At 46.8% G+C, this 12,510-nt stretch carries 12 protein-coding genes; 7 read left to right on the top strand and 5 right to left on the bottom strand.

The window, feature by feature from the left end; translation table 11 throughout:
• Position 1 precedes the first annotated feature (1 nt).
• A complete protein-coding gene (locus tag Q365_RS0102105) occupies positions 2-304 on the top strand; it encodes an antibiotic biosynthesis monooxygenase family protein (protein ID WP_028021787.1) in 303 nt (100 codons plus the stop codon).
• A 60-nt stretch (positions 305-364) separates the two neighbouring features.
• Here Q365_RS0102105 and metC read toward each other — a convergent pair whose 3' ends face one another.
• A complete protein-coding gene (metC, locus tag Q365_RS0102100; RefSeq protein ID WP_028021786.1) occupies positions 365-1,555 on the bottom strand; it encodes a cystathionine beta-lyase in 1,191 nt (396 codons plus the stop codon).
• Between the two features lie 313 nt (positions 1,556-1,868).
• Between metC and Q365_RS0102090 the strand changes: the two genes are divergently transcribed.
• A complete protein-coding gene (locus Q365_RS0102090) occupies positions 1,869-2,744 on the top strand; it encodes a phosphate/phosphite/phosphonate ABC transporter substrate-binding protein (protein WP_028021784.1) in 876 nt (291 codons plus the stop codon).
• A 21-nt stretch (positions 2,745-2,765) separates the two neighbouring features.
• On the top strand, positions 2,766-5,432 hold the full coding sequence (locus Q365_RS0102085) for a hybrid sensor histidine kinase/response regulator (RefSeq protein WP_028021783.1): 2,667 nt from the start codon (positions 2,766-2,768) through the stop codon (positions 5,430-5,432).
• A 73-nt stretch (positions 5,433-5,505) separates the two neighbouring features.
• Here the strand turns inward: Q365_RS0102085 and Q365_RS0102080 are convergent, their stop codons facing one another.
• The 4 genes from Q365_RS0102080 to mak all read right to left on the bottom strand — a co-directional run bounded on the left by Q365_RS0102080 (position 5,506) and on the right by mak (position 9,545).
• Positions 5,506-6,453, bottom strand: coding sequence for an aminoimidazole riboside kinase (locus Q365_RS0102080; protein ID WP_028021782.1), 948 nt, complete (start codon positions 6,451-6,453; stop codon positions 5,506-5,508).
• A 476-nt stretch (positions 6,454-6,929) separates the two neighbouring features.
• Positions 6,930-7,424, bottom strand: coding sequence for an NfeD family protein (locus tag Q365_RS0102075; protein ID WP_028021781.1), 495 nt, complete (start codon positions 7,422-7,424; stop codon positions 6,930-6,932).
• The gene (locus Q365_RS0102070; RefSeq protein ID WP_028021780.1) at positions 7,424-8,371 is read right to left on the bottom strand and encodes an SPFH domain-containing protein; all 948 of its coding nucleotides are present in this window, start codon (positions 8,369-8,371) and stop codon (positions 7,424-7,426) included. Before Q365_RS0102070 ends, Q365_RS0102075 begins: the two co-directional genes overlap by 1 nt.
• A 274-nt stretch (positions 8,372-8,645) precedes the next feature.
• Complete coding sequence (gene mak / locus Q365_RS0102065) at positions 8,646-9,545, bottom strand: fructokinase (RefSeq protein WP_028021779.1); 900 nt, start codon at positions 9,543-9,545, stop codon at positions 8,646-8,648.
• Positions 9,546-10,187: 642 nt separating this feature from the next.
• Between mak and cspE the strand changes: the two genes are divergently transcribed.
• The 4 genes from cspE to Q365_RS0102045 all read left to right on the top strand — a co-directional run bounded on the left by cspE (position 10,188) and on the right by Q365_RS0102045 (position 12,501).
• The gene (cspE, locus tag Q365_RS0102060) at positions 10,188-10,394 is read left to right on the top strand and encodes a transcription antiterminator/RNA stability regulator CspE (RefSeq protein ID WP_016959796.1); all 207 of its coding nucleotides are present in this window, start codon (positions 10,188-10,190) and stop codon (positions 10,392-10,394) included.
• A 191-nt stretch (positions 10,395-10,585) separates the two neighbouring features.
• Positions 10,586-11,422: an AraC family transcriptional regulator gene (locus Q365_RS0102055; RefSeq protein WP_028021778.1), complete on the top strand. Its 837-nt coding sequence runs from the start codon at positions 10,586-10,588 to the stop codon at positions 11,420-11,422.
• Between the two features lie 39 nt (positions 11,423-11,461).
• On the top strand, positions 11,462-12,199 hold the full coding sequence (locus Q365_RS0102050) for an AzlC family ABC transporter permease (RefSeq protein WP_051563709.1): 738 nt from the start codon (positions 11,462-11,464) through the stop codon (positions 12,197-12,199).
• On the top strand, positions 12,196-12,501 hold the full coding sequence (locus Q365_RS0102045) for an AzlD domain-containing protein (protein ID WP_028021776.1): 306 nt from the start codon (positions 12,196-12,198) through the stop codon (positions 12,499-12,501). The genes Q365_RS0102050 and Q365_RS0102045 overlap by 4 nt, the downstream gene beginning before the upstream one ends.
• Positions 12,502-12,510 lie beyond the last annotated feature (9 nt).

Genomic DNA, 12,510 nt, shown 5'->3' with positions numbered 1-12,510 from the left:
AATGATTTTAGAGGTCGCGATTCTAAACGTGATTCCGGGACAAGAAACAGCGTTCGAATCCGCATTCGCCCAAGCTCAGAAGATCATTGCGGCGCAGCGCGGCTATATTAGCCACGAAGTGCGTCGCTGCATGGAAAACGCAAGTCGCTATGTGCTTTTGGTGAATTGGGAAACACTGGAAGATCACACCGATGGGTTTCGACAGTCAGAGGGCTACTTAGAGTGGAAGGCACTGCTACACCATTTCTATGATCCGTTTCCGACGGTTGAGCACTATGAGTCCGTGCCGAACTTGAAAACATAAATCTCCAAACAAAAAACGGCGCAATCGCGCCGTTTTTCTTTCGTCTTTCTCGCGCTTAACTCACGACTTGATGCGATCAAAGCCCGCTTCTAAATCGGCAATCAGATCTTCAACGTCTTCCAAACCAATATGCAGCCTCACCAGCGTACCTTCAAAGTCTACTGGGCCAACAGGACGAATGGCATTAAGTTCCTCTGGCTGATTCGCCAATACCAATGATTCGTAGCCGCCCCAAGAATACGCCATGCTAAAGTGCGTGAAATTATCTAGGTAATTGGCAATTTGATCCTCAGTCAGTTTTTCATTCAAAATGAATGAAAACAGCCCACAACTTCCCGAGAAATCACGTTGATAATTCTCATGTCCGATAGATTCAGGTAATGCAGGGTGATTCACTCGTGCCACTTCCGGACGAGCACTCAACCATTGTGCAACAGCAATGCTGCTTTCGTGATGTTGTTTCAAACGTACACCCAAGGTACGAAGCCCTCGAGATGCCACATACGCTGTATCGGCGTCAACCATTTGCCCCATCAAGTAAGAGCGTTCACGTAAGCGTTCCCAGCAACGTTCATTAGCAACCGCTGTGCCGATCATTGCATCAGAATGACCCACAATGTATTTAGTGCCTGCTTGCACCGAAATATCGATGCCGTACTCCAATGCGTTAAACAAAACACCAGCAGCCCACGTGTTATCAATGATGATCACCACATCAGATTTAACCGCTCGCACAGCACTGACAATACGCGGAATATCCGGCACTTCCATGGTGATAGAATTCGGTGTTTCTAGAAACACCAAAGCGGTGTCCGACGTCATAAGCTTGGCGACTTCTGCGCCCTGCATCGGGTCATAGTAGGTTGTCGACACACCCATATCGGCCAGAATCGTATTGCAGAATGCCTGTGTTGGCTCATAGGCACCGCCTGTCATTAACACGTTGTCTCCGGTTTTCACAAACGACAATATGCTGTTGGCGATGGCGGCCGATCCACACGGATACAAGACACAGCCTGCGCCCCCTTCCAGCTCGGTCATCGCATCTTGAAAAGCAAAGTGAGTCAGAGTGCCACGGCGGCCATAAAACAACTCGCGCTCTCCGCGATGCTTAGTCGCATGCTTTTTTTGCTGAACAGAATCAAAAACAATCGATGACGCTCGTTGAATCACGCTATTCACACTGCCGTGGCAGTACTTTTTATCGCGCCCTGCTGACACCAATTTTGTGTTCAGTTTTTCTGATGACATGGAATCTCCCTTTCAAACCCATACGTCGTCAACTCGACGATCACAGCACTCAAAAATCAGCACAAAGAGTACATGAGAATAGTGGAATTTGCAGCGCCCAATCCTGACGCCAAACACAATGTGGAAGCTAAAGCTCAGGGCGAATTTATTTGTACTTTACCCAAGCAAGCTGAAGATGCTCGATCTCATATTGCTTGGGTACATCTCTTTGCTCACAGTAAGACCAAAACACCTACGATACCCCCGACGAATCATCGCATATTTTAAACACTGTACTATAGTTAAGACACAGTTTCTCACGTGGATATTTGCAATGAGATCAAACAGTAACCGTCATAGCGCGCCAACCAAAGGCCTATTCCAAACCATTCTATCAGCACTAGTAATTTGGACTTTCGCCACGGCGCCCGCGTTCGCTGACGCCGATCAGAGACCTTCAGATACGATTGTATTTGGCGTTGTACCCCAGCAGTCGTCTTCTAAGCTCATTCGCTCGTGGAGCCCTGTCATGGCGAAAGTCAGTGCACTCACGGGATTAAAAATCCGATTCGCCACTGCACCAAATATTCCTGAGTTTGAAAAACGATTGGCAGCTGGCGACTACGATTTGGCCTATATGAACCCTTACCACTTTACCGTCTTCAACCAATCTCCTGGCTACAAGGCGATTGCACATGCAAAAGATAAGCGCATCAAAGGTATTTTAGTGGTGAGCAAAAGTGATGGCATCAATACGCTAAAGGATTTGGAAGGTAAGGACGTTGCATTTCCCGCTCCCGCTGCATTTGCCGCCACCTTGTTAACGCAAGCTGCGTTGAAAAACCAAGGAGTCACTTTTACTCCTCACTATGTCGGCTCTCATGACTCATCTTACCTCGCCGTGTCTGATGGGTTGTTCTCAGCGGGCGGCGGCATTGTTCGAACGTTGAACGCAGCCCCTGATACAACAACGAAAAACCTCGATGTTCTTCTGAAAACGAAGGGATATACGCCGCATGCAGTCGCAACGCATCCATCGATGTCAGAGGACGCAAGACTTCGACTACAAGAGGCGTTTGTGATGCTGTCTGAAACACCGGAAGGAAGTCAGGCGCTCGAAAAATTGAAAATCAAAGGGTTTCAATCTGCCCAAGATGCAGATTGGGATGATGTTCGCGAGCTCAATATTTCGGTGATCTCGCCCAAATAGGAAGAGAAAAACTAAAAGACGATGACTTTTCGCCTTAAAACCATACTTGGCATCGCGATCATTGAAGTCGTGTTACTGGCCATACTGATCGCTTCTGGCATCGGATGGTTGCGCGACTCCAACGAAAAACAAATCATCGCCAGCGGAGAGCAGCTCACCAACACGTTTGCTATCGCTGTTCGTGATGCCATCATCGCCACGGACTTGGCGAATCTTCGCTCATTTAGCGAAGAAGCAACGCGTAATCGCGACATTGCGTACATACGTATTTTCAATGACCAACGCCAACTTTTAGCCCAGTCATCCATACTGCCTGATGATGCTGCGGAGCCAAACTACAGCCAGCGCCCCTCTGAATCACAAGATGGAATCTATGACATTCTTGCAGACATTAAAATTGACGATTGGACCGTTGGTCATATTGAAGTGGGGCTAGACGTTAGCGCCTTCAGTCAGTTGCTCCAGGACGCTAAAAAATACGCTATATCGTTGGCTTTGATCGAAATGGTGCTTGTCGCCTTGTTCTCGTTAGCCTTTGGGTCGCTGCTGACAAAACAACTTCTTCAGCTTCAACAAGGTGCGTTGCACATTCAAGAAAACGGCCCAGGGGTATCGGTTCCGGTCAAAGGCAACGATGAGGTGGCTCAAGTCGCGCGATCGTTCAACGACATGTCCGTGTCTTTGTTCAAAACTTATGAAGAGCTATCGATTGAGAAAAACCGGTATCAACAATTAGCTATCCAAAACAAGCTACTTGCCGACATTGTAGAGCAATCTCATGAAGCGTATTTGATCACTGACCTAACAGGGAAGGTCACGCGCTCCAACAGCGCTTTGAATACGTTAATCGGCTACCAAGAGCAAGAGATCCTCTCTCAACCGCTACTAACATTACTCTTTGGAAAAGAAACAAGTGTAGATGCTGCCTTTGATATCGCTGATGCTATGGAAGCCGGCGAAACTATAACGATTGGCGCAACGTGTACGACCCGAGAAAACAAAACCATCAGGACAGAAATCAGTGCATTTCCCATTTTGGACACGTCTGGCGCCTTAGACCGATACGCTTTTATTATCCGAGATATCAGCGAACGCCATCGTTTCGAACAAGAACTTAAACAAGCGGTCAAAAACGCCGAGCATGCCAACAAAATAAAGTCTGAGTTTCTCGCGAACATGAGCCATGAAATTCGAACGCCAATGAATGGCATTATTGGCATGTCTGAAATGCTCGATATCTCCCCCCTAAACAACGATCAACGCAGCTATATCAATATCATTAGAGGATCAGCCAAAGACCTCCTTCAATTGATCAATGACATTCTCGACTTTTCCAAAATTGAAGCGGGTAAATTGACGCTCAACAGCACCCCTTTTTCGCTTCGCAACACCATAGAAGAGGTCGCTACCCTGTGTGCTTACGCGGCATCGGAAAAAGAGCTGACAATCGTCGTTGATATTCCTCCGACGCTTATCACAGACGTCACTGGCGATGAATTACGAATTCGCCAAATAATGAACAATTTACTCGGTAACGCCGTCAAATTTACCGACCAAGGATACATAAAGATTCTGGTAACTGGGGAACACAGCCAACGAAACGGCTATATCAATTTCACTATCACTATTGAAGATACCGGTATCGGGATTCCTGAAGATAAGCTGGCTCATGTGATCAACGCGTTTGAGCAGGTCGATGGAACCACAACAAGACGGTATGAAGGAACAGGGCTAGGACTTTCGATTACCCAAGGACTACTCATTCTCAACGACAGCCACTTGCACATTCGCTCCCAAGAAGGCATTGGTAGCCAATTTTCCTTTACTCTTGCTCTGCCTTTCGTCCAACAAACACAGTCAGACGACAACGCGTTAGTCGGAAAACATATTGCCGTTGTGAATGCCGACCCCCTTCATCGCCCGATATTGGACCGCTATTTCACGCACTGGGGCACAAAGTTCCAATACCTGACCACTGTCGAGCACATTGCGCATAGTCAATTGGACTTCGATGCTGCCGTGGTGTTGTTTTCACATGATGGTGAATGGCAAGACACAGACATGTGCCCCGTAGTGGCAGTGTGTTCCGAACTTAAACAGCAAAAGTTGGCAAGTACGCGTTCTGGCTTTCCGATCATTTCCAAGCCATTGCGAATGGGGCAATTACTCACAGCATTGAACCACGCGGTGCAAGATAAACAACATCTCAATCGCCAACCAAGCGCCTCGATGTCGACCAGTTCTATCGTCAAAGTTGTCCCCGAACTGCCTATCTTACTGAAAACACTGTCGATCGCTGTGGTGGATGACATTGAATATAATCGCGATGTCATTCGTCTATATTTGTCTGAGATTGCAGATAACATCCTGTTTTTTGAGGACGGGCGAGACGTCATTGCGCACTACAAACAGAGCCATTTTGACATTTTGATCACCGATGTTTCCATGCCTTACATTGATGGCTACGAAATGACTCAACAAATCCGCGCGTTCGAGAAAGAGCATGATATGTCTGCTCTATTCATCATCGGCCTCTCCGCGCATGCTAACTCCAGCGATTTCGAACGCGCAGAAGACGCAGGCATGAACACCTACCTGACCAAGCCAATTATTCGTGCCGACCTTCTCCAAGCTCTTGATGATGTTGCAGCGCGACTCGCCGATGAGCAGAAACAAAACAGGGGATAAGACGACATGCCTTACCCCCTAGAATTGGTCATTTGTAGTAAAAATCTTAGCGGGACAAAAGAAAATCAACCTTCTACGGGGCACCTTGAAGAATGAAGCGCTCTAAATTTGGTAAATCGGGTAATGCTGTCATGGCCCCTTTTTGAGTCGTCGCCAACGCGCCACAGGCATTAGCCCATATCACAGCTTGTTCTACGACCTCTTTCACAACACCTTGTTCCGTTTTCCACTGACCAGCATTAGCTAAGTATGCCAGAAGCCCGCCTACAAAGGCATCCCCAGCCCCTGTAGTGTCTACGGGTTTCACTGCAGTACCTGTGATCAGGGTATGCTCTTCCGATAGCAGCACCAATGCCCCCTTCGCACCTTGTGTCACTAATATCAATGGAATACCCAATGACACGACGTCTCGTAATGCTGATTCAAAATTCTGTTTTTGTGTCAACAATAGCAATTCGTCATCCGAGAATTTCACCACATCAGCCATAGCGACAGCACGCATCACCGTGGGGATAATTTCCGCAGGATCTTGCCATACCTCCTCCCGCAGGTTGGGGTCAAACGACACATAGCCACCAGCTGCTTTCACTGCGGCCATTGCTTCAAAGGTACTGCTTCTGCTTGGCTCATTGGCCAAAGAAATCGAACAAGTATGCAGCCAGTCGCCTTTTGAAAATGCAGGAATATCTTCTGACGCCATAAACTGATCGGCACTCGGCTTTACCATAAAAGTAAAACTGCGCTCGCCATTGTCATCCAGATCAACCACCACGGTGGACGTGCGGTTATCTCTATCAAACATGAGGTAATCGGTATTCACGCGTTCCTGTCTAAGCGTGTCAGCCAGAAAATGCCCAAAAGGATCATCACCGACACGACCGAAGAACCCCACATTGCCCCCAAGACGCGCGACTCCCACGGCAACATTTGCTGGCGCACCGCCGGGGCATTTTAGGTATGTCATCTCAGTATCAGGGATCAGATCCACCACAGCATCACCCGTTAGCCACACTTTGCTCATTCCATTCATTCCCCTGATAAAGTTGCTTAAAATCCAAGGCCACGATCCATGCGCGATTTGAAAGTAGATATTCATTTAGTGCACAAAATGAAAACGCCTATCTATTTACCTTAGCCGAACTAACGAAAATATAAACAAGGTGACTAGAATTGAAGACGCGGCGACACATAGCCTTAACGAGACCCAAGTAACCAGACAATGTTCGATTTCACCGACCATCAGATAGATTGGGAATATATTCATCTAGGAAAAATAGCAGCCACGAGACTGTGAATAAAGAGACGAAAAGTATACCAATGAGGTACAAAAAGTATTTTTAGAGGAGATGATTCAGAAAGTGAAGCTATTGGGGGTTATATAAAATGAGAAAATACTGACCTTCAAGCCAGTACTTTCTCCTCAAACCTTCAGGCTGTATGCCTTATCAATGTGGGACTAAACAATTAAGAGCTAAGCAATACTCCACTTAGCAGGGCCTACTCAGCCGCACTTTCAACTGGTTCAACAGTAAACTTGCCCACATCAACCGCAACCACTTTAACTGACGCACCGATTGGTAATGTCGTTTGATGGTAATTCGGAGCAAGCACAAGTTTCCAATTGACGCCCGAGTATCGCACAGTGCCAGGGTGGCTAGAGTCTAATTCAGCGTCCAACACGAAATTCAGTCCGATCAAATCACTGTGAATATTGAATTCACGTTTAACTGTCTTTTGCGAATTCTTCATTGGTAGCCAAAGTGCAGCCGTTAGCACCCCAGCGCCAATACCTGACGCGGCAACCACGCCAGATACCGTCGCAGGCAACACCCCAAACCACACCAATACGCCAGTGGTCACGGTGGATAAACCCAACGCTAGTAAAACAATGGTCGACAACCCAAGCAGCCAGACTTCCACGATCAAAAAGACAAGCCCCAAGATCACAGTTACTTCAGCCAAGTTTTCTTGAATATACGCCATTACATCCATCATTTTTTCCCTGCATTCAAGGTATTGATGATACTCATTGCTTCAGCAACGACACCAGCCGCGCTTGATTGACTGTCAGGCAGCAATACCACAGAAGACTCTTTCGCAATCGCCTTCTTGGCTTCAATCGCTTTGACAGCAAGATCCAATTGAATCGCCTTTTGACCTTCTTCCGTTGACGCCGTGCGTCCAACGACTTCTAGTGCTTCGGCTTGTGCTTGTGCAACCGCAAGAATCGCTTGTGCTTCACCCTCTGCTTGCAGAATTTGTTCGGATTTTTCCGCTTCTGCCGCTAATACGCGAGCCTGTTTATGACCTTCAGCCACGTTAATTTCTGACTGACGAGCACCTTCCGATTCAAGAATAACAGCACGTTTTTCACGTTCGGCTTTCATTTGGCGTTCCATCGCATCCAAAACAGAGCGCGGTGGATCGATGTCTTTAATTTCATAACGAAGCACCTGCACACCCCAAGGCAGTGCCGCTTCATTGATTGCGCTAACAATCGCTGTGTTCAAGCTTTCACGTTCTTCGAACGTTTTATCCAATTCCATACGGCCAATTTCTGAACGCATAGAGGTTTGAGCCAATTGCGTGACAGAGAAAATATAGTCATCTACGCCATAACACGCCTTAACGGGATCAACAACTTTGATGTAAAGCACACCATCGACAATCAGTGAAATATTGTCGCGAGTGATCGCTGATTGGCTTGGAACATCAAATGCTTGCTCTTTTAACGTGCGAACATAACCAATGCGATCAATAAACGGGACAAGGAAGTTAAGCCCAGCCTCCATAGTCTTGTTGTACTTTCCGAAGCGCTCAATCACATACGCCGTGTTCTGAGGAACAAACTTCACTGAAGACCGCAGGAAGATGACCACCAGCACAGCCAAAATGACCCATGTATTCAGTAAAAGCGGTAATAACTCAAAAACGTCCATTGTAAGTCCTTATAACCATTTGAAATCTGAGCCCATCATAACGAATGGAAACGGCGACAAAAGCATCAACATATGCAAAATGGGACTAGACCTCGATAAATAAAAATCAAAGGGTCATAAGTCAGAAAAACGAGACGGGCGCACAACCTAATCAATACGAAGAGAAGGGGAAATACAAAGAGAGAGGAGAGAAGAGAAGAGAAGAGAAGAGAATCCATGCTGATACACGCATTCTCTTCCCCATCGATATTTGTTGGTGAAGGCTACAACTTGATTACCATAGCCACGCGGCGCCACGCACACCGCTTGAGTCACCGTATTTCGCTTTGAGTACTGGTGTTGCACATTCACCACCCAGCACCCACTTAGACATCAACTTAGGAACGTTAGTATATAGACGATCAACATTCGACATTCCGCCGCCAAGAACAATAACATCAGGATCGATAAGATTAACCACTGAAGCAAGCGCACGAGCTAAGCGATCTTCATAACGCTGAATACAAGCTTCTGCTTCGGCATCCCCTTGCTCTGCTAATTGCATAATGTCCGCACCACGCAGCGTTTTCTCCGTCATCAGTTCAAAGTCTTTCCAAAAACCCGTTCCCGAGATAAACACTTCCATACAGCCCGGCTTACCGCAATAGCAAGGGATCGACGCCGAATGATGGGCATCAGCATCATTTTGCCAAGGCAACGGATTGTGTCCCCATTCTCCTGCCACACCATTGCCACCAACATGAACACGTCCATCGATGGCAAAACCACCACCACAACCCGTGCCGATAATGACACCAAACACAAGGTGTTTGCCGGAACCAGCACCATCAACGGCTTCCGATACCGCGAAGCAATTGGCATCGTTCGCAATACGGACTTCTCTGCCTAGCAGGCGGCCCAAATCGACATCCAGTGGTTGACCGTTCAGCCACACTGAATTGGCATTTTTAACCAAGCCAGTAACGGGCGATAACGTGCCAGGAATACCTAGCCCCACGGTACAGGTTTCACCAACCGCTTTTTCTGCTTCGTCCACAAGCCCTTTAATCGCTTGCAACGTCCCTTGATAGTCATGTTGAGGAGTAGGGACTCGTTGTCGAAAAACTTCTTCGCCAGAATCAGTGATCGCCATAACCTCAATTTTGGTGCCGCCTAAATCTAAACCTATTTTCACAATCATCCTCCGCTTGAAACAAGCGACAAATACTATCGAATTCTACGAGCCCTAATCAGTGCATACCTTGGGCGAGTTTACTGACGCCAAGCCCGGTGTTATCTCTTTTAATGGAGATCACTACATCTGCAAAGGAACGCCTTGATCATAACGTTAGTCAAGCTCGCTGAGTGCTGCATCTTCAATATAATACGCTGATAAATCAGAAGATAAGTGTCCAGAGCACACGAAACACAACATTTGCTGTAAATATATAAGCAATTGATTAATAGAAAAAATTGAAGTTTTTTTTCAGTTTTCGAGAAGTAACTCACTTTCTTTTCTTCAATTAACGACTATTTTTAGAAAGTGCACCGTGTTATCAATCACGTGCTTTATGCCGCGAGCTTGATGACAAAACGCACAAGGTGATGCAGAGATGACCGACACCAGCTATACAATCGGCTTCTCTGTGGTAATATTGTTCGGCCTGGTTAATAGAGCGTTTTATGCTGCAATTGAATACTCACTTCGTTACACACTACCTTCGCATAAGTAAGTTGTCCTGAAGATATTCGTAAAATTTGCCACCATAAATGATTCATTAGTAGGTCTACATGCTTATTTGCAAAGTAATAGATAGAAATATATTCAGGAGACAACATGTCTAAATCTACCGGTACCGTGAAGTGGTTTAACGAAGAAAAAGGTTTTGGTTTCATTCAGCAAGAAAATGGTCCAGACGTATTCGTACACTTCCGCGCTATCACTGGCGACGGTTTCAAAACTTTGGCTGAAGGCCAACAAGTAACATTTGAAATCGAGCAAGGCCAAAAAGGCCCACAAGCTGCAAACGTAGAAAAAGCTTAATTTTTCTAACCGCAGAGAATTTAAAAGGACGCCCTCGGGCGTCCTTTCTTCGTTTTGTTTATACCCAAACAACCTGAAGATGCACGGCGTCAGGTTGTTTGGGTATAATTTCCAGAAACATCGCAATTTTGTACAAAAAATCCTGACTGCCTTGCTTTATACTACAAAGGTTAAAGCGAGATAGGTCTGCAATGGAACATGCAAAGTTTGACGCTTCACCTTTGCTTGGCGGTTTAGAAATACTTCAAGCAACCTACGAGAAGCAGGCGTTTTCACGCCACACACATGAAGGTTACACCGTCGGTGTTATTCGCCATGGCGCGCAGCGTTTTTGGCGTAATGACGGCTATCATATCGCGCCCACCAGTAGCATTATTCTGGTCAACGCCGACCAAATTCATGATGGACATTCCGCCAGTGAAGGGGGATGGGCCTACGAAGCCATGTATCCAACCGAAGCCCAGTTTGAAGCGGTAACAAAAGAACTCGGGTTAGCATCGAATGTGCCTTATTTTCCTTCTGCTGTAGAACAAGACCCGAAGCTCTCGCAGCAACTCCTGACGCTGTTTTCATTGCTGCGCAACACCGAAGACACACTGCTGACCGAAACGTTCGCTCATCACCTATTGCTGACTCTTGCCTGTCGCTTCAATAAGCGCCCTCAATTGCCGAAAGACATCGCGAGTATCGTCCCTCAACTAGAGTTGGTGAAAGATTACCTGCACCAGCATGCAAACGAAACCGTCAGTCTCGACACACTCAGTGCCCTATCCGGTATTAGCCCCTATCATCTTGTGAGGCAATTTAAATCGCGGTTCGGTTTACCTCCTCATGCTTACCAAATTCAGCAACGCATCCGTCTTGCTCAATCCTTGCTAAAAAATGGCATCTCACTCGTAGACTGCGCTATTACAAGCGGCTTTCATGACCAAAGCCACTTACATCGCCATTTTCGACGCGCCATTGGCGTAACCCCTAAACAATATCAGCGCGCAATTTCATCCAAGTTTCGTTCACCCTCTTTTTGATAAAACAGGGACTACCTTGTTTTCATCAAAGAGATAACCATGCAAAAGGAATTCCCCGTGTCTCGCTCTCAATCTCGTCTCTGGCTGCGCGCCTGTGCAGACATGCTTCCCCTCAGTCTCGCCGTCCTACCTTGGGGCGTACTATGCGGATCGTTGGGTATTCAAGCAGGGCTCACGCCTTGGCAAGCGCAAGCAATGTCACTTCTTGTTTTTGCCGGGGCGGCACAGCTTTCAGGCGTCACCATGATGGCTGCAGGTGCGCCTGCAAGCACACTGTTTGGCACCACATTTGTTATCAGCGCTAGGCATTTGCTCTATTCCGTCAACCTGCGTCAACACATACAAGTGCTTCCGCTACGTTGGCGATTGGCGCTAGGGTTTGTCTTAACGGATGAAATGTATGCCGTCAGTGCTGTGCACACCGAAAAAACTGGCCACTTCGATCACTACTACGCACTCATCACTGGCACGTTTTTTTACGTTTGCTGGAACCTTGCCACCTTGGTGGGTGTGTTAGGGGGGACACAGTTCGACAATATTGAAGAGCTTGGATTGGAATTTGCTATCGCTGCCACCTTCATCGCTTTGGTTATCCCAACGATAAAAGACATTCCAATTTTAGTGAGTGTGTTGGTCTCTGCCATCGCCATCGTGCTGCTCACTCTTACGGGGATCAACAATGCGCTAATTGTTGCAGCCATTATTGGCATGGTGTCAGGTTTTCTATGTGAAAACATCCTGCCACCAAAGAAACTCAATAAGGAGGGCGAGGCATGAGTACTTGGTCAATGATCATCGGCATGGCATGTATTACGTTTTCCGTGCGTTATTTCTTCCTTTCTAAGAGCATTCCTTTTCGTGTGACTCCCGTCATGCAACGTATTTTGAAATACAGTGCGCCCGCGGTACTCACAGCAATTGCGGTGCCGTTTTTGGTCTTTCCACAAAACGATTTAGATATTTCCTTTCAAAACCCATTTTTAATCGCTGGGGTCTTTGTTTGCCTGCTTAGTCTCCTTCGTTTAAATACATTAACGACGGTTGTTATTTCGATGATTTTCTTTTGGTTTATTCGTTAGCATTGCCAG

Origin of the sequence: Enterovibrio calviensis DSM 14347, assembly GCF_000621165.1 — a bacterium.
In the GTDB taxonomy this organism is placed as follows: Bacteria; Pseudomonadota; Gammaproteobacteria; order Enterobacterales; family Vibrionaceae; genus Enterovibrio; species Enterovibrio calviensis.
Note: the sequence above shows the minus strand (reverse complement) of the source record. Positions and strands in the feature narration are given on the sequence as shown.